The organism is Nocardioides sp. Z30_9, assembly GCF_058215735.1.
The window spans coordinates 2090316-2113048 of record NZ_JBZAJF010000001.1; the positions used below are offsets into that span (position 1 = coordinate 2090316).

The 22733-nt window shown below is 71.3% G+C and carries 25 protein-coding genes; 6 read left to right on the forward strand and 19 right to left on the reverse strand.

Translation table 11 applies throughout. The annotated features are described in order from the left end of the window. Positions 1-5: 5 nt before the first annotated feature. From AC4BGB_RS10165 to AC4BGB_RS10180, 4 genes are all read right to left on the reverse strand, one after another. Positions 6-1301, reverse strand: coding sequence for a glutamyl-tRNA reductase (locus tag AC4BGB_RS10165; protein WP_490546657.1), 1296 nt, complete (start codon positions 1299-1301; stop codon positions 6-8). Between the two features lie 49 nt (positions 1302-1350). Next, positions 1351-2028 carry a redox-sensing transcriptional repressor Rex gene (locus AC4BGB_RS10170; RefSeq protein WP_490546658.1) on the reverse strand — a complete coding sequence of 226 codons (678 nt, stop codon included), beginning with the start codon at positions 2026-2028 and terminating at the stop codon, positions 1351-1353. Positions 2029-2168: 140 nt separating this feature from the next. Beyond that, complete coding sequence (locus tag AC4BGB_RS10175; RefSeq protein WP_490546659.1) at positions 2169-2405, reverse strand: glutaredoxin family protein; 237 nt, start codon at positions 2403-2405, stop codon at positions 2169-2171. A gap of 4 nt (positions 2406-2409) precedes the next feature. After that, positions 2410-3993, reverse strand: a complete 1584-nt coding sequence (locus AC4BGB_RS10180) for a class I adenylate-forming enzyme family protein (protein ID WP_490546660.1) — start codon at positions 3991-3993, stop codon at positions 2410-2412. A 51-nt stretch (positions 3994-4044) separates the two neighbouring features. Between AC4BGB_RS10180 and AC4BGB_RS10185 the strand changes: the two genes are divergently transcribed. The 3 genes from AC4BGB_RS10185 to AC4BGB_RS10195 all read left to right on the forward strand — a co-directional run bounded on the left by AC4BGB_RS10185 (position 4045) and on the right by AC4BGB_RS10195 (position 7251). Next, on the forward strand, positions 4045-4953 hold the full coding sequence (locus AC4BGB_RS10185; protein ID WP_490546661.1) for an HAD family hydrolase: 909 nt from the start codon (positions 4045-4047) through the stop codon (positions 4951-4953). 119 nt (positions 4954-5072) lie between these two features. Next, entirely contained in the window at positions 5073-5885 is an 813-nt protein-coding gene (locus tag AC4BGB_RS10190) for a sigma-70 family RNA polymerase sigma factor (protein ID WP_490546662.1), read from the forward strand. A gap of 142 nt (positions 5886-6027) precedes the next feature. Continuing rightward, the gene (locus AC4BGB_RS10195) at positions 6028-7251 is read left to right on the forward strand and encodes a DUF5667 domain-containing protein (RefSeq protein WP_490546663.1); all 1224 of its coding nucleotides are present in this window, start codon (positions 6028-6030) and stop codon (positions 7249-7251) included. An 80-nt stretch (positions 7252-7331) separates the two neighbouring features. Here AC4BGB_RS10195 and AC4BGB_RS10200 read toward each other — a convergent pair whose 3' ends face one another. The 15 genes from AC4BGB_RS10200 to AC4BGB_RS10270 all read right to left on the reverse strand — a co-directional run bounded on the left by AC4BGB_RS10200 (position 7332) and on the right by AC4BGB_RS10270 (position 20321). Beyond that, a complete protein-coding gene (locus tag AC4BGB_RS10200) occupies positions 7332-8759 on the reverse strand; it encodes a lysophospholipid acyltransferase family protein (protein WP_490546664.1) in 1428 nt (475 codons plus the stop codon). Continuing rightward, positions 8752-9780, reverse strand: a complete 1029-nt coding sequence (locus tag AC4BGB_RS10205) for an NAD-dependent epimerase/dehydratase family protein (RefSeq protein ID WP_490546665.1) — start codon at positions 9778-9780, stop codon at positions 8752-8754. Before AC4BGB_RS10205 ends, AC4BGB_RS10200 begins: the two co-directional genes overlap by 8 nt. A gap of 16 nt (positions 9781-9796) precedes the next feature. After that, on the reverse strand, positions 9797-9898 hold the full coding sequence (locus AC4BGB_RS10210; RefSeq protein WP_081683056.1) for a 30S ribosomal protein bS22: 102 nt from the start codon (positions 9896-9898) through the stop codon (positions 9797-9799). A 149-nt stretch (positions 9899-10047) separates the two neighbouring features. After that, a complete protein-coding gene (locus tag AC4BGB_RS10215; protein WP_490546666.1) occupies positions 10048-10245 on the reverse strand; it encodes a helix-turn-helix domain-containing protein in 198 nt (65 codons plus the stop codon). Positions 10246-10410: 165 nt separating this feature from the next. Beyond that, entirely contained in the window at positions 10411-11595 is a 1185-nt protein-coding gene (locus AC4BGB_RS10220; RefSeq protein WP_490546667.1) for an acetoin utilization protein AcuC, read from the reverse strand. Positions 11596-11605: 10 nt separating this feature from the next. After that, a complete protein-coding gene (locus AC4BGB_RS10225) occupies positions 11606-13021 on the reverse strand; it encodes a DUF2079 domain-containing protein (RefSeq protein WP_490546668.1) in 1416 nt (471 codons plus the stop codon). Next, positions 13014-13817 carry a pyrroline-5-carboxylate reductase gene (gene proC, locus AC4BGB_RS10230; RefSeq protein WP_490546669.1) on the reverse strand — a complete coding sequence of 268 codons (804 nt, stop codon included), beginning with the start codon at positions 13815-13817 and terminating at the stop codon, positions 13014-13016. The genes AC4BGB_RS10225 and proC overlap by 8 nt, the downstream gene beginning before the upstream one ends. A gap of 12 nt (positions 13818-13829) precedes the next feature. After that, positions 13830-14759, reverse strand: a complete 930-nt coding sequence (locus AC4BGB_RS10235) for a proline dehydrogenase family protein (protein ID WP_490546670.1) — start codon at positions 14757-14759, stop codon at positions 13830-13832. Positions 14760-14810: 51 nt separating this feature from the next. Continuing rightward, positions 14811-15557 (reverse strand): ABC transporter permease, encoded by a 747-nt coding sequence (locus AC4BGB_RS10240; RefSeq protein WP_490546671.1) that lies wholly within the window; start codon positions 15555-15557, stop codon positions 14811-14813. Further along, entirely contained in the window at positions 15554-16270 is a 717-nt protein-coding gene (gene ccmA, locus AC4BGB_RS10245; protein ID WP_490546672.1) for a heme ABC exporter ATP-binding protein CcmA, read from the reverse strand. Before ccmA ends, AC4BGB_RS10240 begins: the two co-directional genes overlap by 4 nt. A gap of 68 nt (positions 16271-16338) precedes the next feature. Next, entirely contained in the window at positions 16339-16959 is a 621-nt protein-coding gene (locus tag AC4BGB_RS10250; protein WP_490546673.1) for a TetR/AcrR family transcriptional regulator, read from the reverse strand. A 34-nt stretch (positions 16960-16993) separates the two neighbouring features. Then, positions 16994-17848 carry a hypothetical protein gene (locus AC4BGB_RS10255; protein WP_490546674.1) on the reverse strand — a complete coding sequence of 285 codons (855 nt, stop codon included), beginning with the start codon at positions 17846-17848 and terminating at the stop codon, positions 16994-16996. A 103-nt stretch (positions 17849-17951) separates the two neighbouring features. Continuing rightward, on the reverse strand, positions 17952-18521 hold the full coding sequence (locus tag AC4BGB_RS10260; protein WP_490546675.1) for a hypothetical protein: 570 nt from the start codon (positions 18519-18521) through the stop codon (positions 17952-17954). Positions 18522-18588: 67 nt separating this feature from the next. After that, positions 18589-19380: a sugar phosphate isomerase/epimerase family protein gene (locus tag AC4BGB_RS10265; protein ID WP_490546676.1), complete on the reverse strand. Its 792-nt coding sequence runs from the start codon at positions 19378-19380 to the stop codon at positions 18589-18591. 8 nt (positions 19381-19388) lie between these two features. Further along, complete coding sequence (locus AC4BGB_RS10270; RefSeq protein WP_490546677.1) at positions 19389-20321, reverse strand: Ppx/GppA family phosphatase; 933 nt, start codon at positions 20319-20321, stop codon at positions 19389-19391. Positions 20322-20373: 52 nt separating this feature from the next. On the opposite strand from AC4BGB_RS10270, the gene AC4BGB_RS10275 reads away from it, so the two are divergent. The 3 genes from AC4BGB_RS10275 (at position 20374) to AC4BGB_RS10285 (ending at position 22596) form a co-directional block, all read left to right on the forward strand. Continuing rightward, the gene (locus AC4BGB_RS10275) at positions 20374-21147 is read left to right on the forward strand and encodes a DUF3109 family protein (RefSeq protein ID WP_490546678.1); all 774 of its coding nucleotides are present in this window, start codon (positions 20374-20376) and stop codon (positions 21145-21147) included. Positions 21148-21220: 73 nt separating this feature from the next. Continuing rightward, on the forward strand, positions 21221-21859 hold the full coding sequence (locus AC4BGB_RS10280) for a VOC family protein (RefSeq protein ID WP_490546679.1): 639 nt from the start codon (positions 21221-21223) through the stop codon (positions 21857-21859). A 26-nt stretch (positions 21860-21885) separates the two neighbouring features. Then, complete coding sequence (locus tag AC4BGB_RS10285; protein WP_490546680.1) at positions 21886-22596, forward strand: class I SAM-dependent methyltransferase; 711 nt, start codon at positions 21886-21888, stop codon at positions 22594-22596. The last annotated feature ends 137 nt before the right edge of the window (positions 22597-22733 follow it).

Sequence of the window (22733 nt, forward strand, 5' to 3'; positions counted from 1 at the left end):
CGGGCTCATATCGGCGTCCCCGGCCTGGTGACGGCCTCGACCGCGTCCGCGTCGAGGGCGAAGAGCTCGGCCAGCGCGGCGGCGTAGGAGACCGCCCCGGTGTGGTTCGCCAGCTCCTTGACCCGCACGGTCGGCTGGTGGAGGAGCTTCTCCGCCACGCGGCGGATCGCCTTCTCCACCTCGGCGCGGCTGTCGTCGTCGAGGTCGGGCAGCCGGGTGGCCAGCCTGCCCAGCTCGGCCTCCACCACACCGGTCGCCATGGTCCGCAGGGCGACCACCGTGGGGGTGACGCTCTTGACGCTGCGGGCGGTCAGGAAGGCGGCGAGCTCCTGGGTGACGATCTCCCGGACCCCCTCGACGCCTGCGACACCCTGGGCGCCCTCGAGCTCGGCGGCGAGCGTGTCCAGGGCGATCAGCCGGACGCCGAGGAGGTCGGCGACGGCCGGGTCCACGTCGCGCGGCAGGGCGAGGTCGATCACGGCCAGCGGGCCGGCGGTGGCCGAGCGGCGCGCGGAGAGCGAGTCGGCGTCGACCACCACGCCGGTCGCACCGGTGCACGAGACGAGCACGTCCACGGGGCCGGACTCGGCGACGAGGTCGGCGAGCGGGATCGCCCGGGCGCCGTACTGCTTCGCGAGGCGCTCCGCGTGCTCGTGGGTGCGGTTGGCGACCACGATCGAGGCGGCACCCGCACGGGACGCGGTCGCCACGGTGAGGCTGGCCATCGAGCCCGCGCCGACCACCACGACGTGCTTGCCGGCGAGGTCGCCGACGTGCTCCGCAGCCCGCTCCAGCGCGGCGGTGACCAGGCTCGGTGCGACCCGGTCGATGTCGGTCTCGGCGTGGGAGCGCTTGCCCACCCGCAGTGCCTGCTGGAACAGGACGTTCAGGGTCGGGCCGATGGTGCCGGCGTCCTGCCCGGCGCGCAGCGCCTCCCGGGTCTGGCCCAGGATCTGGCTCTCGCCGAGCACCATGGAGTCGAGCCCGGACGCGACGTGGAACAGGTGCGACACGGCACCGTCGTCGTAGTGGACGTAGAGGTGCTCGAGGATCTCGTCGGGGACCTGCCCCGCCCGCTCACCGATCAGGCGGGAGATCGCCTCGACGCTGCCGTGGAACCGGTCGACGTCGGCGTAGACCTCGGTGCGGTTGCAGGTGGAGAGCACCGCGACCTCGGTGACGTGCTCGTTGTCGGAGATCTGCCGGATCAGCTTGTCCACGCCGTCGGCGTCGAGCGCCACCCGCTCGAGCACCGAGACGGGGGCGGTCTTGTGGGAGATGCCCACGATCAGGACGCTCATCGCTCACCCCCGGCAGGGGCCGCCGCGCGCGGGCACTTCGTCAGGGAGCTCATCCCACGTCCTCCGTCAGCTCGACGACCGGCGCCAGCGCCTGGTCGGTGGTCTTGCGTTGTTCGTGGTAGGCGAGGATCTGCAGCTCGCTGGACAGGTCCACGCGGCGTACGTCGACACCGTCGGGGACCGAGAGGATCGTCGGCGCGAAGTTGAGGATGCTGCGGATCCCGGCGCTGACCATCCGGTCGCAGACATCCTGGGCGGCGACGGCGGGCGTGGCGATCACGCCGATGCCGACACCGTGCTCGGCGACGACCTGCTCGAGGTCCTCGAAGCTGCGGATCTCCAGCCCGGCGACGACCTCGCCGTGCCGGCTGTGGTCGGCGTCGAGCAGTGCGACCGTGCGGAACCCGCGCGAGGAGAAGCCGGAGTAGTTCGCGAGCGCGTGACCGAGGTTGCCGATCCCCACGACGACCACGGGCCAGTCCTGGGTCAGGCCGATCTCGCGCGAGATCTGGTAGCGGAGATACTGCACGTCGTAGCCCACGCCGCGGGTGCCGTAGGACCCGAGGTGCGACAGGTCCTTGCGCAGCTTGGCGCTGTTCACGCCGGCTGCGGCCGCGAGCTCGAGGCTCGAGCAGGTCGTGGTGTCGGCGTCGCTCATCGCGTTCAGCGCCCGCAGATAGACCGGTAGACGGGCGACCGTCGCCTCGGGGATTCGGGTGCTGCTCACGTAATGACACTCTCCAGAGTTGCGAACCTCTGCACTCTAAGAGTTTGTGAACTCGGGAACAAACTGAGACGGGTCCATGGCCTAGCACATGTGAGATGTCTCATGGCAGCGGGGGTACTCTCCGCCCCCGGGCCGGCGATTCAGGTCAGTGCGGCGCGCAGGCGGGCCTCGTCGACGCGCCAGAAGTCGTGCTGCCGGCCGTCGACGAAGGTCACCGGGATCTGCTCGCCGTAGGTCTCCATCAGCTCGGTGGAGCCGGTGATGTCCACCTCGTCGTAGGTGGTGCCGACCTCGGCGCAGACCCGCTCGATCACGGCCCTGGCGTCCTCGCACAGGTGGCAGCCGGGCTTGGCGTAGAGCGTCACGCGCGCGTTCACGGCCTCACTCCAACAGGCCCAGTGCCCGGCGGCGCTCGGTCGCCCGCAGGCGGCCCTTCTGCACCTTCCCGGTCGGGGTGTAGGGGAGCTCTTCGACGACGTGGATCCGCGAGGGCTGCTTGAACCCTGCGAGTCGCTCCTGGCAGTGGCGGCGTACGACGTCCTCGAGGTTGTCGCTTGCCCCGGCAGCGGTCGGCTTCACGTAGGCCACGACCGCCTCCCCGGTGATCGGGTGCTCGACGCCGATCACCGCCGCCTCCGCGACGTCCGGCAGCTCGCAGATCACGTCCTCCACCTCGCTGGGGTAGACGTTGAAGCCCGAGACGATGACCAGCTCCTTGAGCCGGTCCACGAGGTAGAGGTCGCCGTCCTGGTCGAGGTAGCCGACGTCCCCCGTGGCCCACCAGCCGTCCGGGCCCGGGCCGTCGGCCCCGTCGGGCCAGTAGCCGGAGAAAAGGTTGTCCCCGCGCACGTGGATCTCGCCGCCGTCCTCGTCGTGCGGCTCCCGACCGTCCTCGTCGACCAGCTTGATCTCGATGCCCGGCAGCGCGGCGCCGACCGATCGCGGTGAGCCGGGGTTCTTGCTGCACAACGTCGAGGTCACCACCGGCGCCGCCTCGGTGAGCCCGTAGCCCTGGTGGATCGCGACGCGGGTGCGGTCGGTGAACGCCGCGGTCAGCTCCGGGTCCAGCGGCGCCGAGCCGCTGAGCACCAGCCGCACGGGTCCGAGCCTGTCCTCGAGGCCCGGGACCTGCATCCAGTACGCGAACACGGGCGGGGCGACGGGGACCACGGAGATCGCCTCGTCCTCGATGATGTCCAGGGAGCCCTCCGGCTCGAACCCGTCCACCAGGACCAGGCGCGCCTTCTGGTGCAGCGCCTGTCCCAGCACGGCGTTGAGGCCGTAGACGTGGAACAGGGGCAGCACCCCGAGCACCACGTCACGACCGGTGATCATCGGCGGGTCGACCCGGGCCACCTGCTCGACGTTCGCGAGCAGTGCCCGGTGGGAGAGCATCGCGGCTCGTGGCCGGCCGGAGGTCCCGCTGGTGTAGAGGAGCACGGCCAGGCTCTCCGGGTCGGCCCGTCCGGGCATCGGCCGGCCCCGGGTGGCGGTGAGCTGGTCCCAGCCGCGTTCGCCCGGCTCCAGGGTGGTCCCCACGGTGACGATCCGCGGTCGCGCGGCGGCCTCGTAGCCGGCCGCCTCCATCGCCTCTCCCAGACCTCCCGCCGCCTCGCGCACCGAGGAGATCGTCGACGGGTCGGCGATCACCATCCGGGTGCCGGAGTCGGCCAGCATCCGGATCAGCTCACCGGTGGCGCTGCGCGGGTTGACGGGTACGACGACCATCCCGGCGCGCAGCGCGCCGAGGTAGGCGGCCACGAACTCGATCCGGTTCCCGGTCGCGACCATCACCCGGTAGCCGGCCACCATGCCTGCGTCCGAGAGACCCTGCACGACCCGGTCGACGAGCTCGTCGAGGGCGCTGCAGGTGATCGTGCGCCCCGTCGCCGCCTCGCACAGGATCGTCTTGTTCGGCTCCTCGAGGGCCGCACGGCTCAACAGCTCCGCGACGTTGGAGTCCATCGGGTGAGTCTCGCACATCCACGCCTGCCGCCCACGCCCTACTCTGGTCGCGTGACCCCTCCCCCGCCGCGCGCCATGCCGGGTCGCAGGACGCCGTCACGCCCGCCCAACCTCAAGCGCCGCTCACAGCTCGCCGGAGAGGCCGCTGCGGCCATCGCAGAGGTGGAGAGCGCGCTCAGCGTGGAGAACGACGACACCTCCGCCGCCTTCTTCGACGTCGACAACACCGTGATGCAGGGCGCCTCGATCTTCCACCTCGCCCGGGGCCTGCACCGCCGCGAGTTCTTCACCACCAAGGACATCCTCGGTGCGGCCTGGAAGCAGGCCTACTTCCGCATCGTCGGGGTCGAGGACCCCGAGCACGTCGCGGACGCACGCGCCTCGGCGCTCTCCTTCATCGCCGGCCACACCGTGGCCGAGCTCGAGCAGCTCGGCGAGGAGATCTTCGACGAGCGGATGGCCCACCGGATCTGGCCCGGGACCCGAGCCCTGGCCCAGCTCCACCTCGACCAGGGACAGCGCGTGTGGCTGGTGACGGCCGCCCCCATCGAGATCGCCACGATCATCGCCCGCCGCCTCGGACTCACCGGCGCCCTGGGGACAGTGGCCGAGCACGTGGACGGCGTCTACACCGGCGAGCTCGTCGGGGAGATGCTGCACGGCTCCGCCAAGGCGGTCGCGGTCAAGGAGCTGGCCGAGCGGTTCGGCCTGGACCTGGCGCGCTGCTCGGCGTACTCCGACTCCTACAACGACCTGCCCATGCTCAACGTGGTCGGGGACCCCTGCGCCATCAACCCCGACGCCCACCTGCGTGAGTACGCCCGCGAGCACGGCTGGCGGATCCGCGACTACCGCACCGGCCGCAAGGCCGCCCGTGCCGGCGTGTTCACCGCCGCCCTCGCCGGGGCCGTGGCCGGGACCGTGGCCGCCGGCGCCGCCATCCGGCGGAAGATCACCTGACCTGCGACATCGCGTCATCGCAGGGCGTGGAACTGGTCGTTGAATCTGTTCACAAGCGCGCTACTGACGCGTAGCATCGGGCTGGCTCGGAGGGAGCCGACGAGGTCGGTGCGGTGGTCATGGGTATGGACATTCAGGAGCTGGAGCGCGGTCTTGACGCGCTGCGGCATGCCCTGGCGCAGGTGCTGCCGCACCTCGCCACCGGCTTCCCGGTCCCGGCCCATGCCACCCTGTCCGGGCCGTCGGGTCCCGACGTGGCGCGCTCCGCGCCGTGGCTGCTGACCCAGACCAGCGAGCGCTCGGGTCAGACCGCTCCCCAGCCCCGGTCGGGACGGCACGACGACGACTCCGAGCTGGCCACCTCCTCGGTCCAGGACGAGGCCGAGGGCACTCGCCTGATCGCCCTGGTCGAGCTCGCCCGCCAGGGTGACTCGGAGGCCTTCGGGCAGCTCTACGACCACTACCACGTCAGCGTCTACCGGTTCCTCTACTACCGCGTCGGGTCGGTGACGCTGGCCGAGGACCTCACCGGGGAGACGTTCTTCCGGGCGCTGCGCTCGATGAGCACCTTCCGCTGGCAGGGCAAGGACTTCGGCGCGTGGCTGATGACCATCGCCCGCAACCTGGCCACCGACCACTTCAAGGCCGGACGCACGCGGCTGGAGAGCACCACCGAGGACATGAGCACCCTCGACACCACCACCGACGGGCCGGAGGGGGCGGTGCTCGCGTCCCTGACCAACGAGGCGCTGCTGGCGGCGCTCGCCGAGCTGCCCACCGAGCAGCGCGAGTGCCTGGTGATGCGGTTCCTGCAGGGCCTCTCCATCGCCGAGACGGCCGAGGTGCTGGGCCGCAGCGCGGGTGCGGTCAAGCAGCTCCAGCTGCGCGGCGTACGCAATCTGGGACGGCTGCTGCCCGAGGGGATCCGGTAATGTCTCACCCCACGGGATACCTCGAGCGCACCATAACCTCCGCGTTTCACGCCTCGTTGAGAGCGATGTCAACGCGCACGCCGTCGGACCGCACCCCGGCCCGTCGGCCCCGCACGAATCTCCACAGCTCAGGAACGAAGCCATGACACCCCTCTTCCCCGCCCAGCGCGCGGCCGAGGAGTTCGACCAAGTCCTCGGAGGAACGGCCACCCACGCCGTCGCCGATCGCTACGCCGAGCTGCTCGACACGGTCGTCCTGCTGCGCGAGCAGCCGGAGCTGACCCCCCGAACCGACTTCGCCGCCGAGCTCCGCTCACGGCTGATGGCTGCCGCCGAGACCGACCTGGTTCCCGCGCCCCCCGTCCTACGCCCGGCCCCGGCCGCACCCTCCGCCGCCCGCCGCCGGATCAGCACCCTGGCGGCCTCCCTGGTCATCGTCGGCGGCACCGCCGGCATGGCCGCGGCTGCCAACGGCTCGGTGCCCGGCGAGACGCTCTATCCGGTGAAACGCGGGATCGAGACGGCCAGCACCGCGGTCCGGTTCAGCGAGGCCGCCAAGGGCCGCGCCCTGCTGGACCAGGCGTCCACCCGGCTCGACGAGGTGGCGGCCCTGCAGCGGGCTTCCCGTCCCGACACCACCCTGATCACCACCACCGTCGACTCCTTCCGCAGGAGTGCCGACGCCGGCTCGGACAACCTGTTCAAGGCCTACCAGGCCACCGGCGACCCGGCCGACATCTCCGCGGTCCGCACCTTCACCACCGCCCAGATGGGGGAGCTCGCCGCGCTCTCGGACGCCCCGACGAGCTCGGTCCTGGTGGACGCGGCGGACACCCTGGCCGACATCGACCAGCAGGCGCGGGTGCTGTGCAAGTCCTGCGGTCCCGAGCAGCCCCTCGTCCCTCCCGGCAGCCTCAGTGCCGGCGCGGGAGCCGCCACCGTCGAGGACCTGCTCGCACGGCCGGCGAGCCGGGTCCAGGCCGAGTTCGACGCAGCAGAGGCCGAGCGGATCAGGCAGCTGACCAAGAAGGCCGAGGCGGGCGCCGGCAAGGTGCCCGAGCAGGTCAACCCCCTGGTCCCCGTCCCGACCCCGGGCGGCGGCACCGGGCAGGCGCCCGCGCCGGAGGCCGGCCAGCCGGGAACCGAGGACGGCTCCCTGGGCACCAGCAAGGTCGTGCCCCGGGACCAGCCGCTGATCACGACCACCACCACGACGGTCGTCAAGGACCTCGTCTCCGGGGTCACCGGGACGCTCAGCGGCGTGACGGGGACGCTGCTTCCGAACACGCCCGTCTCGGACGGCGTCAAGAAGATCACCGACGCCCTCGACAAGACCGTGGAGAGCCTGCTCCCCCGGACCAGGTGAGCCCGCACCACTGATCGACACCACCGCCCGGACGGGTCGGTGGTCGAGTCACGTCCGCACCCTCCCGCGGAGGGTGGGCGTCAGGAGAAGACCGACTTGCGCTTCATCAGCAGCGAGTAGAGCGTCTGCTGGATCGACTCGCGGACCTGGTCGGTGACGTTGAAGACCAGCATCGGGTCCTCGGCGGCGCCCGCGTCGTACTCGTCGGTGCGGATCGGCTCCCCGAACTCGATCAGCCACTTCGAGGGCAGCGGGACCAGCCCGAGCGGACCGAGCAGCGGGAACAGCGGGGTGATCGGCAGGTAGGGCAGGCCGAGCAGCCGGGCGAGCGAGGACACGTTGCCCACCAGGGGGTAGATCTCCTCCGCGCCCACGACCGAGACCGGGATGATCGGTACGCCGGTGCGGATCGCGGCGGACACGAAGCCGCCGCGACCGAAGCGCTGGAGCTTGTAGCGCTCGCTGAACGGCTTGCCGATCCCCTTGAACCCCTCGGGCCAGACCCCCACGAGCTCGCCGTCGCGCAGCATCCGCTCCGCGTCCTCGTTGCAGGCGAGGGTGGCGCCGCCCTTGCGGGCCAGGTCCCCGATCACGGGCAGCCGGAAGATCAGGTCGGCGCCGAGCGGGCGCAGGAAGCGGCCGGTGTGGTCACGGATGCTGACCGCGGTCATCAGGCCGTCGAGCGGGATCGTCCCGGAGTGGTTGGACACCACCAGGGCGCCCCCCTCGGCGGGGATGTTCTCGGCGCCGAGCACCTCGATGCGGAACCACTTGCGCGCCAGCGGCCGGAACGCGGCCAGCAGGAGCTGCTCGGTGATCTCCTCGTCGAAGCCGAAGTTGTCGACCGTGAAGTCACCGGTGACCCGACGGCGCAGGAAGGCGAGGAACTCGGCCAGCCGGGGCTCCCAGTTCGCGCCGAAGACCTCCTTGGACGCCGAGGTCAGCGCCGCGAGCCACTCCACGGGCGGGATGCCCGGCGTGGGGTGACGGTGGTCGGCAGTGACCGGCGGCCGGGTGGGCAGCACAGTCGGCTGCTCCGGGCCGGCATCGCCCGAGGCACCCCCGGAGTCCCCTACCGGGGGCTCGACGGTCGTGCCGGCGTTGTCGCCCACGCGTGCGTCCGGAGTGGCGGCCGTGGGCAACGGCGAGGCGGCGCCGTTGGCCCTGCGTCCGTTGGTGGCCCCGTTGGCCCTGCGGCCGTTGCTGGCGCCGTTGGTGGTGCCGTCGACCGACGACGAGGCCGACCTCGCGGCGCTCCCGGGGGCGTCCGTCGTGTGGTCGCCCGTCGCCTGGTCGGCCGGGGTCTGGTCGGCCGGGGTCTGGTCGGCCGTGGTCTGGTCGGCCGGGGTGTCCCTCGACTGGGCGCGCTTGCTCCCGTCCCTCTTCGGCTGGTCCTTCGCCGGGGACCTGGGTGCCAGGCTCCGGCTGTTGGCGGACGGCCTCTCCTCGCCGGTGCCCCTGCCGGGCTTGCCCCGGGTCCCGATCGGAATGATCTCTGCGTCACCCACGAGGCTGCCCCCCTGAGGTCAGGGCGCTGACCAGCGCCGTCTCCGCGGCCCGGACCCGGGCCGGTGCGAGGATGCCGGGCGCCAACGACGCGGCGAAGTCCTCGAACGCCTCCGTCGTGCTGAACGAGGGCTCGAACCCGAACATCGTGCGCATCCTGGTGGTGTCCAGCCCTCGGCCGTAGGTCAGGAAGGCCACCTGCTCGGAGGAGAAGTCGGCCACGCGGTTCGTGCGGATGGCCGACCCGAAGGCGGGCAACGCGAAGCCCGGCAACGAGATCGAGGGGCGACCGAGGCGGCGTACCGCCTGGGTCAGGGTGAGCATGCCGTCACCGCTGATGTTGAAGGTGCCGCTCACGTCGCTGCGGGTGGCGTGCTCGAGAGCGGCCAGCGCGTCCAGCTCGTGCAGGAACTGCAGCCTGGGGTTGAACCCGAGCACCGTGGGGATCACCGGCAGCCGGAAGTAGCCCGTCATCGCCGAGGTGATCTCGGGGCCGATGACGTTGGCCAGGCGCAGCGTGGTGACAGCCACGTCGGGGCGACGCCTCGCGAAGCCCCGGGTGTAGGACTCGACCTCGTTGACGTCCTTGGCGAAGCCACCGCCCGGCAACCGCTTGGCGGTCATGTTCTCGGTGAACATCGCCGGGTCCCGGTGCGAGGCACCGTAGAAGGCCGCGCTGGACTTCAGCACGAGCTTGCGGACGTCGGGCGACTGCTGGCACGCGGCCAGCAGCTGCATCGTCCCGATGACGTTGAGCTCCTTGGTGGAGTTGCTCCCAGCCGCGGCAGCGGTCGCTGCCACGCTGGTGTGCACCACGGTGTCCACCCGCTCGCGCACGATGACCTTGGCGATCACCGGGTTGCGGATGTCGGCGCGGACGAAGTCAGCACCGCCGAGGTCGCCCCTAGGCGGCACGACGTCGACGCCGATGACGCGTTCGACGTCCGGCGATCCCGACAGCTGCGCCGCGAAGCGACGCCCAAGATCGCCGGCTACGCCGGTGACGAGGACAACCTGGCCCATGGGACTCCCGGTCGGCCTACTTGCCGAGACGGCGGCGCTGTACGCGCGTCTTCTTCAGCAGCTTGCGGTGCTTCTTCTTCGCCATACGCTTGCGGCGCTTCTTGATGACTGAACCCACGTCTGACCCATCCGTATAAGAGAGAGGGACCCGGCAGGGTCCGTCCGAAGGCCACAGCCTATAGGTCCGGCGCAACGCTGCCGAATCGGGCTGAATGCTCTCGCGAAGTGGTCACCCAAGGGGTGGGCACGGGACGTGTCCCGCGACCCCTACCCGGCGTCGAAGAAGCTGCTCTTCAGGTAGTCGTTGACGTCCTCTTCGCTGACCCGGAACGAGCGGCCGACGCGTACGGCGGGCAGTTCTCCGTTGTGGACCAGTCGGTAGACCGTCATCTTGGAGACGCGCATCACCGCAGCCACCTCGGCGACGGTTAGGAACTTCACCTCGGAGATGTCGTTCGTGGGCATTGCGCACCGCTCTTTCTCTCGCACGCCCCACGGCTTCCCCGCCGCAGACCCTTCGTGCGTCTGTGGGTGAAGAATAGGGGTCATTGGGGCGCATGTGCCAGAGATTCTCCAAAGTGAAAGATGTGGCTCCGGCGTGTCTACTTGCCAAGCCTACTCAGCGACCCCTCAGAAGTGGGGGTCGAGGCCGTGGTGGGGGAAGGCCTCGGCGCGCGTCGCCTGCACCGCACGGTCCAGCCAGGTGTCCGGGTCATAGCCCTGGGACCAGTCCCTGAAGGCCGCGTCCCGACCGTCGGTCATCCGCGATGGACCGCGTACGCCGAGCCGCTCACGGATCTCCTCGCGCCACGACTCCGGGGTGTCCCTGGCTGCCTCCAACGGGGTGCCGGAGACCACGGCGAGCAGGTGGGTCCACGCGCGCGGGACCACGTCCACGACCGAGTAGCCACCGCCGCCGAGGGCCACCCAGCGCCCGGACGCGACCTCGTGCGCCAGGTCGTGCAGCGCGAGGTAGCTGGCCCGTTGGCCGTCGACGCTGAGCGAGAGGTGGGCGAGCGGGTCGTCGCGGTGACTGTCGCAGCCCTGCTGGGTCACCAGCACGTCGGGTGCGAACTCTCGCAGCAGCGGCGGGACCACGGCATGGAAGGCACGCAGCCAGCCCGCGTCGCCAGTGCCGGGCGGCAGCGCCACGTTCACCGCCGACCCGGGGGCCTGCGGGCCACCGGAGTCCGCCGGGAACCCGGTGCCGGGGAAGAGCATCTGGCCGGTCTCGTGCAGCGAGATGGTCAGCACGCGGGGGTCGTCGTAGAAGATCCGCTCCACGCCGTCCCCGTGGTGCACGTCCACGTCGACGTAGGCCACCCGCTCGGCCCCGTTGGCCAGCAGCCACCGGATCGCGATCGCGACGTCGTTGTAGACGCAGAAGCCGCTCGCCCGGTCGGGCATCGCGTGGTGCAGGCCGCCGGCGATGTTCGCCGCGTGGTCCACCTGGCCGGTCCACACCTGCCGCGCCGCCTCCAGGGTGGCCCCGACGACATGACGCGCCGCTGCGTGCATGTTGCGGAAGGTGGGGTTGTCGTCGCTGCCGAGGCCGAAGGCGGCGTTCGTGCGCGTGGGGTCCTCACTGGAGGCCATCACGGCCTCGATCAGCGCCGGGTCGTGCACGGTGACCAGGTCGTCCTCGGTGGCGTCGGGCGCCAGCACCCGCGGCAGCGCCTTGAGTACGCCGAGCTGCTCGGCCAGCGAGACGGTGAGGTCGACGCGCACCGGATTCATCGGGTGGGTGGGACCGAAGTCGTAGGAGGTGAGCGACTCGTCGTACACCACGCAGGCGCGGCAGCTCGGCTCTTCCATGCCGCGGACGCTACTCCTTCTCGGCGCTCCCGCGCCTCTTGGCCACGACCACACCTTCGGCTTCGGCGACCACCTCGAACTCGCCGCTGTCGACCAGCTGGGCGAACCCCTTCCACGCGGGCGTCGGGAGCACCGGCCACCCCCGGTCGAAGGCCACCCACTCGACGCCGTCGAACTCGGAGGCAGGCAGTGGCGGTCCGTCGGGGCTCAGGGTGTCCCCGATCAGGTAGAGCTCGGTGCGCAACGCGATCCGCCCACCGAGATCGTCCGAGGCCGCGACCCGGCTGCCGGACGGGATCTCGTCGAGGACCCGGTCGATCGCCGCGGTGCGTGGTTGGTCGCGCCAGAAGTCGCGGTTCCAGGCCTGGGAGAGCGCCTGCTGCGGGACGAGCAGCAACGTCGCGGCCACGGCGAGGCCGAGGACCAGGTTGCGCAGCCGGGGGCGCAGCAGCCGCGCGCCCTCGATCATCGCGGCGACGGCCACGGGGACGAGGATGGCGTCGTAGTGGAACCACGGCTCCCAGTAGGTCTGCCGGTCCGAGACGAACCGCCACCCGAAGGTGGGCAGTGCGACCAGCAGCAGCATCGGCGCCCGCAGCGCCAGCAGCCCGGTCGGCACCAGCAGGAACAGCACCGTCCGCAGCTTCGACTGCCACCCTTCCGCAAGCGTGCGCAGGGCCTCCACGGGACCGCCCGGGGCGTACTGCTCGGCGAACCCTGCGGCGTCGCCGTTCACGGCGGGCAGCAACCACCAGTGCAGCAGTGCGAACGCCCCGGCCCCGATCACCGTCGTCACCGCGCCGAGGCGGCGTGACCCGCGCAGGAACACCACGGCTCCGAGCGCCGCGACCGACAGGCCGAGGTCCTCCTTGACCAGGATCAGCGGCAGCGCCCACAGCACCGCCGCACGGTGGTCCGAGCGCAGCATCGCCGCCATGCTCAGCGCCATCAGCGGCACCCCGAGCGCGACCTCGTGGAAGTCGAAGCCGATCAGCGCCGCGAGACCCGGCGAGAGTCCGTAGCTGATGGCGACCGCCCACGCGATCCAGCCCCGCCCCGCGGCGCGCATCAACGGCACCACCCCTGCCGCCACCGCCAGCGCCTGGACCCCCAGGATGGTCAGCGGCGACGGGACGAGCAGCACCAGGGGGGCCAGCAACGCCAGGAGGGGGCTGAAGTGCAGGGTCGCCGTCGTGCTGTCGGTCACCTGCAGCTCGGGCAGCCGTCCCTGGGCGTAGTCGCGCACCACCGACTCGAAGAACCCGAGGTCGAAGATGTAGGAGTCCATCCGGTGGTACTGCTGGAACGAGACCGCCGCGTAGAGGACCGAGAGCAGCACGAACACCAGGCCCGCCTGCCAGAACGGCAGGGGTCGCGCTTCGGGTTCGAGGGCCTGCTGCGCTGTGGTCGGGCCCAGGTCACTCATCGCTGGCGGCAAGAGCGACCGAGCGGTCGCGCGCAGCCTCCATGGCCTCGATGAACGCCGAACGCACCTTGTGGTTCTCCAGCTGGCGGATCGCGGCGGCGGTGGTGCCTCCGGGTGAGGTGACCCGCTCGCGGAGCACGGTCGGGTGCTCGCCGGTCTCGCGCAGCAGCTTCGCCGAGCCGACCACGGTCTGCACGACCAGCTCGGTGGCGGTGCTGCGCGGCAGCCCGAGGTGTACGCCGGCCTCGATCATCGACTCGACGACGAAGAACAGGTAGGCCGGCCCGGAACCGGAGATCGCGGTCACCGCGTCCTGCTGCTTCTCCGGGACCCGCATCACGCGGCCGGTGACCGAGAGCATCCGCTCGGCCATCGCGAGGTGCTCCTCGGTGCAGTGCCTGCCGCCGGAGATGGCGGCCATCCCCTCGTCGACCAGCGCCGGCGTGTTCGGCATCACCCTGATCACGGCGATGCCGTCCGGGATGTGCCGCTCGATGTGGCTCGTGGTGATGCCGGCGGCAAGGCTGATCAGGACCTGCCCCGGGCGCAGGTGCGGGCCGATCTCGGTGAGCACGTCGCCCATGTCCTGCGGCTTGACCACGAGGGCCACGGTGTCGGCGCGGGAGGCGGCCTCGGTGTTGGCGACCACGTCGACCCCGTGCCGTTCCCGGAGCTCGGCCGCCCGATCCGGTCGCTTCTCACCGACCATCAGGTCGGCGGGCTCGTGCCCGCCCTTGAGCAGACCGGAGAGCAGGGCCTCGCCCATGACGCCGGCACCGATGATCGCGAAGGTCATGAAGGAAGCGCCCTACTTCTGGGAGACGAGTGAACGCAGGAAGAATGTCAGGTTCTGGGGCCGCTCGGCGAGTCGGCGCATCAGGTAGCCGTACCACTCCTGGCCGTAGGGGAGGTAGACCCGCACCTTCTCGCCGGTGTCCGCGAGCCGGCGCTGCTCGTCGCCACGGACCCCGTAGAGCATCTGGAACTCGTAGGTGCCCGGCATCCGTCCGTGCCGGGTGGCCAGCGCGGCCGCGATCTTGACCAACCGCGGGTCGTGGGTGGCCACCATCGGGTAGCCCTCCCCCGCCATCAGGATCTTCAGGCAGCGCACGTAGGACTTGTCGACGTCGTGGCGATCCTGGTACGCGACGTCCTCGGGCTCCTTGTAGGCGCCCTTGCACAGCCGGACCCGGCTGCCCTCGTGCGCCAGCGCCCGGCAGTCCTGCTCGGTGCGGTAGAGGTAGGCCTGGAGCACGGCGCCGGTCTCGGGGAAGTCCTTGCGCAGCTCGTGCAGCACCTCGAGCGTGCTGCTGGTCGTGGTGTGGTCCTCCATGTCGAGGGTCACCGTGGTGCCGGCGTTGCGGGCAGCACGGCAGATCCGGCGTGCGTTCTCCACGGCGAGCTTGGGACCCACCTCGGGCAGCGCCTGCCCGATCGCGGAGAGCTTCACGCTCACCTCGGCGTCGCGGGCCAGGCCCGCTGCGGCCAGCCCCTCGAGCAGGTCGAGGTAGGCCAGGACCGTGCTCTCGGCCTGTCCCTGGTCCAGGGTGTCCTCGCCGAGGAAGTCGAGGGTGACGTGCAGGCCGTCCTCGATCAGGGCGTTGGTCGCCTCCACGGCCTGCGCGGTCTGCTCGCCGGGCACGAAGCGGTTCACGACGCCGCTGCTGACGGGCAGCCGGGTGGCGATCTCCTTGACCTGGTGGCTCCGGGCCAGCATCAGCAGGACGTGTCGCAGCAAGGGGATCCTCCGTACGTGTGGCTCCCGGCCACGGTACAGCCGACCCCGGACTCAGTCCGACTGTCGACGCAGGGTGAGAGCCCCGAGGCCCAGTGCCACCACGGCGTACGCCGCGACCAGCGCGACGTCGCGCCAGGCGTCCCCGGTCAGGGTGCTCGACGCCACCGTCTGCATCGCCTCCACCCCGTAGGACAGCGGCAGCACGTCCGAGATCACCTCGAGGACCCGCGGCAGGTCCTCTCGCGGCAGGAACAGGCCGCACACCAGGATCTGCGGGATCACCACGGCCGGCATGAACTGCACGGCCTGGAACTCCGTGCGGGCGAACGCCGAGACGAGCAGGCCCAGGGCGGTGCCGAGCACCGCGTCCACGACCGCGACCACCATCAGCATCCACACCGGGCCGGCGACGTCGAGGCCCAGCAACCAGACGCACACCCCGACGGCCAGCGCGGACTGGAGCGCGGCGAGGCTGCCGAAGGCGATCGCGTAGCCGAGCAGGAAGTCGAGCTTGCCCATCGGCATCGCGAGCAGGCGCTCGAGGGTGCCCGAGGTGCGTTCGCGCAGCGTGGTCACCGAGGTGACCAGGAACATGATGGTGAACGGCACCAGGGCCAGGAGCGCGGGGCCCAGCCGCGAGAACCCATCGCCGGGAACGGCCTCGAACATCCACCAGAGCAGGGCCATCAGCGCGCACGGGAGAACCAGGAGCATGGCCAGGGTCCGGTGATCGCGGCGGAGCTGGGTCAGTACCCGCGTCGCGACCGCCCCCGTGACCCGCGGGCTCAGCACGCTCATGACGCCTCGGCCTCGACGAGGGCCAGGAACGCGTCCTCGATGGTCTGTGACCGCGTGCGCTCCAGCAGCCCACGGGGGGTGTCGTCCGCGATCAGCCGACCGGCCCGCATCAGCAGCAGCCGGTCGCACCGCGAGGCCTCGTCCATCACGTGGCTGGAGACCAGCACCGCCGTCCCGGCGGCGGCGAGCTGCCGGAAGGTCCCCCACAGCTCCACCCGCAGCACGGGGTCGAGGCCGACGGTCGGCTCGTCGAGGACCAGCAGCGGCGGCTCCCCGAGCAGGGCCACGGCGAGCGAGACCCGGGAGCGCTGGCCGCCGGAGAGGTGGGCCACGACGCGGTCCCGGTGGCTCTCGAGCGCGACGATCCCGATGCACTCGGCGACCCGGTCGGCGCCCACGCCGAGCACCCGCGCGAAGAACCGCAGGTTCTCGGTGACGGTGAGGTCGTCGTACACGCTGGGCTGCTGGGTCACGTAGCCGATCCGCTCGCGCAGCGAGGCCGACCCTGCCGGGGTCCCGAGCACCTCCACCGAGCCGCCCGCGATGCGCTGCACGCCCACCAGGGTGCGCATCAGGGTGGTCTTGCCGCACCCCGACGGCCCGAGGAGGCCGGTGACCTCCCCCGGGCCGACCTCGAAGTCGAGCTCGTGCAGCACCTCCCGCCCGCCGCGGCGCACGGACAGCTCGCGGACGGCAGCCGCGTTTTTCATCATCTGATGAATTAAGCACGGGCGCCGGACCCCGTCAAGGGGCTTCCGGTCCGTAACGGCTCAGGAAAGGCTCAGGGCAGTGGATCCGCGAGGTAGCGCTGCAGGGTGGGGCCGTAGATCGCCACCAGCTCGTCGGTGCCCATCGAGGCCAGCGGCTCCACCTCGAGGACGTAGCGCAGCATCACCAGCCCGACCAGCTGGCTGGCCACCAGCGGCAGCCGGCGCTCGGGCTCCTCGAGACGCAGCGCCGGCCCGAGCGGGCCCAGCACCAGCGCGAGCAGGCTGTCGCGGAGCACCTGGCGTCCGGTCGGCTCGAAGGCGCCGCGCACCACGCCGAGCAGCGAGACCCGCGCGGCATCGTCGTCCCAGACCGAGAGGAACACCCGCAGCAACCGGTCCCCGGCGCCCTCGAGGCCGCCCTCGAGAACGGGCTTGAGGGCGACCCGCGGGACCACCGGCAGCTCCAGCGCCGCGACGAACAGGTCGTCCTTGGTGCCGAAGTAGTGGTGCACCAGGGACGGGTCGACGCCTGCCTCCGCGGCGATCGCACGGAGCGAGGTGCTCCCGAGGCCGCGTGCGGCGAACAGGGTCCTGGCAGCGGCGAGGATCTCGGCCCTGGTGTCGGGCGCACCGGGCCGCCTCCCCCGGGTCGTCCGGGTGCCGGCGTGGTCTCCGGGCTCGCTGGGGCTCACCCGCGCAGTCTTCCACCGTCGGGAGGAGCCGCCGTCACCTGGCGAACGTGGTCCGGGTCTGGATCTCGCCCACCTCGAGCGGAACGGGCGGGCTGGGCGGGGAGGTCAGTGCCACCGTCTGGGGTCCCTGGCCCGGGAGCACGAAGGTGAGGTCGTAGCTGGTGCTGGTGCTGATCGCGTAGTCGCCGCCCCGGGCGTAGGCGTGCTCCACCGCTCCTGGTGCACCCACCTCGGCGTCCGCGACCCCGTTGCCCGTGGCGGTGGCGCCGTCACCGAAGTTCCAGGTGGTGCCGGTGGGGGCCCAGTGCAGCGGGATGGTCACCCCCAGCAGGGTGAGCGAGGTGTCCACGGTGGGCGCGTCGGTCCAGTAGTTGTTCGGGATGTTCACAGCCGATCGCGTACCGGGCTCCACGTGCGGCGGGCTGGTCGGCGCGACGGCCGACGCGGCGGCCACGACCATCGCCGTCGTGATCTGCGGCGGACCCGGGAGCTCCTCGGTGGCCGGTGCCGCCGGGTCGCAGGGAGTCGCCTCGGCGTACTGCGCGTTCCAGCCGTCCCCACCCCAGGTGCTGCCGCAGGCGTCCACGGCACCGGGCATCCAGGAGAGGTCGGCGTTCGGGTTCTTCGGGAAGGCGTCCGCATAGGTGCCGTAGGGACCGGCGGGAGGGTAGGGCGAGGGAGCCGACACGGATTCGTTGGTGCTGGCGGAGGTGCTGGGCGTGGTCGTGGCGGGAGTCGAGGGGGTCTGGGTGTGAGTGGTCTGGGTCCCGGTGAGGGCTATCGAGCTGGGACTCGTGGTTCCGGCGTCGAACTCGGTCCTGTCCTTGTCTCCCGCATGCGCGGTGCCGGCGACGCCCAGCAGCACGGCCAGGACAGCACTCGTGACCACCCCTCGAGCCCTGCGCCTCATGCGATCAGCTCCCCCCAGAGCTCCACGACGATTTTCTGGGGACTGCATTCCCGCACAGGACGAATGTCAAACCAGAATCGCGTCAACTCTTCCGCTTGTAGATGAAGTCCAGGACCCGCCAGGTCGACTGCTTCTCGACCCACCACAGGTCGACCCAGTAGCTGTAGGGAGCTGGGGTGCCTGTTCGTCGGACCTTGCCGCTGGCCTCGACGTTGCTCACCGCGGGATACACGAACGAGCCGGTGACTCGCACCCCACCCTTCAGCGGAACCGCGCGGAACTTGCCGAGCTCGAGGGGGTCGCTGAGCTGCCAGATGCCATCGCTCTTCAGTCCGTCGACCTGCTTGGCCAGCGCGACACAGTTGGAGCAGCCTGTCTGGTCGAACGCCTCGGCACTGACCACGCGGGAGTCGCGGGTCTCGATGGCGTACTGCACCAGCAGCGCGAAGTAGCGGCCGTACTCCATCGCGCTCTCGGGCGTCTTCGCCAGCTTCTGGGGCTTGGTCGGCTCGACGGCGTCCACCCCCGCAGGCGCCGTGGGACTTGGTGTGGCCGTTGGTTTCGGGGCGCTCTTCGGCGACTCCTCCCCGCAGCCGGCGAGCGTCACAGCCGCGACCAGGACCATTCCGCACACGGCGAGACGTTTCGACATGCCGGGACCATATCGGCCACGGCAGCGATTGGGCGGTCACCGCGAGAACGGTTCGGGAATCGTGACGCTACGTGGCCGCGGCTGCGAAGTGCAGCCGGCTGAAGGCGAGCGCCTCGATCAGGTCGCGCTCCCGGTCCTCACGGTTGCCGGCGCGACGGGTGTTGATCTCGGCCACGATGTGGCCGGTGAACCCCTGCCCGGCGAGGGTCTCGAGGAAGGCGCCGCAGGGCTGGGCGCCGCGGCCCGGCACCAGGTGCTCGTCCTTCGAGGAGCCGCTGCCGTCGGTCATGTGGACGTGGCGGAGCCGCGAACCGAGCCGTTGCGCCATCGCGATCGGGTCCGACTGTGCCGTCGCCGCGTGGGAGAGGTCGATGGTGGTGTTCGCGTAGGACTCCTCCGAGGGGTCCCAGCCCGGCTGGTAGACCTTCAGCTCGCGCCGTGAGGTGGCCCGCCACGGGTACATGTTCTCCACGGCGAACGCGATGCCGGTACGGCGCTCGAGGTCGGCGATCCCGTCGACGAACCCGCTGGCGTACTCGCGCTGCCACCGGAACGGCGGATGCACGACCACCACGTCGGCCCCCAGCGCCTCGGCCATCTCGGCACTCCGCTCCAGTTTCGCCCAGGAGTCGGTGCCCCACACGCGCTGGGTGATCAGCAGGCACGGGGCATGTACGGCGCACACCGGCATCTGGTGGTAGTCGCGCAGCGCCCGGACCTTGTCGATGCTCTGGCTGACCACGTCGATGCCGACCATCACCTCGACGGCGTCGTAGCCCAGCTTGTCGGCGTACTCGAAGGCGTGGCTGGTGCTCTCGGGGTAGACCGAGGCCGTGGAGAGCGCGAACACAGGGGCCACGACGCGAATCAGCCGATCGCGCTGAGCTGGTCGAGACGGTCCAGGATGACGCCTTCCCGCAGCGCCCACGGACAGATCTCCAGCTCCTCGAGATCGAAGATGTCCATCACCGCGGACGCGACCAGCGCGCCGGCGACCACCTGGTGCGCCCGGCCGGTCGAGACGCCTGGCAGCCCGGCGATGTCCTCGCGGCTCATCTCCAGCAGCTTGGGGACCCATGCCTCGAGGTCGCTGGCGCGGAGGATCCGGCGTACGAGCGGCCCCTCGCCCGAGGGCGCCGCCCCGCAGATCCGGGCCAGCGAGCGGAACGTCTTCGACGTGGCGACCGCGTGGTCGGGCGCCCCTCCGCGCAGCAGCATCCCCGCGTCGTGGGCCACGGAGGTCCGGATGTGCCGGCGCAACCGGGCCAGCGACTCCTCGTCGGGGGCCCCGTCGGTGAAGTGCTCCCGGGAGAGGCGTCCGGCCCCGAGCGGCACCGACCACGCGACGTCCGGCGCCTCGTCCTCGCCCGCCGCGACCTCGAGCGAGCCGCCGCCGATGTCGAAGACGGCCAGTCGCCCGGAGGACCAGCCGAACCAGCGGCGTACGGCGAGGAAGGTCAACCGGGCCTCGTCGGCGCCGGGGAGGACCTGGATCTGCGCCCCCGTGCGCTCCTGCACGTGCGCGAGCACCTCGTCGGAGTTCTCAGCGTCGCGGACCGCGGAGGTGGCGAAGGCGAAGACCTCCTCGCAGCCCTTGTCCTCGGCCAGGCGCAGCGCGTCCGCGACGAACTTCGTCAGCGCGTCCACCCCACGCTGGGTCACCGAGCCGTTCTCGAGGTGCTCGGCGAGCCGGAGCGGCTCCTTGTAGGAGGAGGCGGGCATCGGCGCCGCCCCGCGGTAGGCGTCGACAACCAGCAGGTGCCCCGTGTTGGAGCCGATGTCGAGCACACCGAGTCGCATGTAGCGAGGCTACCCGGCTCCCCGTCGCCCCGGAGGCGGCTAAGGTCGAGACGTGCCTGAGGTCGACCCCGTCTTTCCCCGAGCCTGGATCGAGTTCCAGGACCCGACCGACGCCGACCAGGTCTTCCGCTGCGACCTGACCTGGCTCACCTCGAGCTGGACCTGCATCTTCGGCAACGGCTGCGCCGGCATCTACGCCGACGCCCCCGAGTCCGGTTGCTGCACCCTGGGTGCCCACTTCTCGGACAAGGACGACGAGAACCGGGTCGCCGAGTGGGTCGAGCGCCTCGACGACACCATCTGGCAGCGCCGCTCGGAGGCCCTGGGCAGGCGTGGCCAGGTGAAGCGCTCGGGGTGGGTGATTACCGACGACGACGGCGACCGCAAGACCCGGGTCTCCGGTGGCGCCTGCATCTTCCACAACACCCGCGGGTTCGAGGGCGGCTACGGCTGCGCCCTGCACCGCCTCGCGCAGGACGAGGGCGTGCACTTCGTCGAGACCAAGCCGGACGTGTGCTGGCAGCTGCCGCTGCGGCGCTCGTTCCGCAACGTCGACCGTCCCGACGACACCACCTACCTCGAGATCAGCATCGGCGAGTACGACCGCAGCGGCTGGGGCCCCGGCGGCCACGACCTGGACTGGTACTGCTCGAGCAACACCGAGGCGCACGTGGGCCTCGAGCCGGTCTACGTCTCCAGCGCCACCGAGCTGATCGCGATGATGGGGCAGGCGGCGTACGACGTCCTCGCCGCGCGCTGCGAGGCCCACCTGCGCTCGCGTTCGGCGCTCGCGCTGCATCCGGCCTCACCGCCTCCGCACCGCTGAATCGGGGCGTGACCTCGGATAACACCCCACCCCCCGGTGTTCCGTGACGATCGGGTACAGGTCAGAATCAACTATGCGTCTGGACCACATCGTCTTCGCCGCCGGACCCGGTGGCCTCGCCGGTACGACGGAGCGACTCTCCGCCCTGCTCGGCGAGCAGTTCTTCAGCGGCGGCATCCACCCCCGCTTCGGGACCCGGAACTCGATCCTGCCCCTGACCCAAGGGGTCTACTTCGAGGTCGTGGAGGTGCTCGACCACCCGGCATCGGACAAGGCACCGTTCGGCCAGGCCGTGCGTGCCCGCTCCGAGCTCGGCGGAGGCTGGCTGGGCTGGGTCGTCGCGGTCGACGACATCGCTCCCCTCGAGAGCCGGCTCGGACGCGAGGCCGTCAACGGCAACCGGCACCGCCCCGACGGCACCGAGCTGCTCTGGAAGCAGCTGGGCGTCAAGGGGCTGCAGGCCGACCCGCAGCTGCCGTTCTTCATCGAGTGGAACATCGACCCCGCCAACCACCCCAGTGTCGGCGCGACCGGTGACGTCTCCCTGGAGTGCCTGGAGATCGCGGGAGACCCCGACCGGGTCTCGGAGTGGCTCGGGCAGTCCGTCTACGAGCCGCTCGAGGCGGTCAAGGTCGACTGGGTCGCCCCCAACGGCACGCCCGGCATCGTCGCCGCGCAGTTCCAGACCCCCAACGGGCTGATCCGCATCTGACCTGCCACCCGGCGGTCGAGCAGCACGTGGACGGTCCAGGGCCCGAGCTGGCTCCGGGCGCGATCCCGAGCCCGAACATCTGGGCGCACCCGGGCCTCTACGAGCTGGAGAACCACGCGGTGGACCGCGACGGCTCCCTCACCGAGATGGTGACGAGGCTGGCCCCGTGGGCGGGCCGTGACGTCCTCGACGTCGGCTGCGGCACCGGCTTCCACCTGCCCCTGTTCGCCGCCACCGCGCGCTCGGTCACCGGCGTGGAGCCGCACGGAGGCCTGGCCGCGGTCGCACGGCGCCGTACCCGCCGGCTGCCGAACGTCGACGTGCTCCCGGGATCGGCCGCCGCGCTGCCCTTGCCCGACGACTCCGTGGACGTGGCGCACGCCCGCTGGGCCTACTTCTTCGGCCCAGGCTGCGAACCCGGGCTACGCGAGCTCGAGCGCGTGCTGCGCCCCGGCGGCCGCGCCGTGGTGATCGACACCGACGCCTCCCGCTCCACGTTCGGGCAGTGGTTCCGGCGCGGCTACCCCGAGGTCGACCCCGTCCGGGTGGAGCGGTTCTGGGTCGAGCAGGGCTGGGAACGGCACCCGGTGGTCATGGAGCTGGCCTTCGAGACCCGCGAGGACCTCGAGTCCGTGATCGGCATCGAGCTCCCCACCGAGGTCGCCGCACAGGCCCTGGCCGGGCACGAGGGCACCTCGGTGGACTACGCGGTCAACGTGTGGAGCCGCGGGTACTGAGCCGTGCGGCGGGTCGGGTCCGGTCAGCGGGCTGACCCCACAAATGTTGGATCGTGACGTCCAGATCGGCCTTCTCGACGTCCCGATCCCACATTTGTGGGGTCGGGGCGACCTCAGCGAGCCGGCCGTCCTCCCCC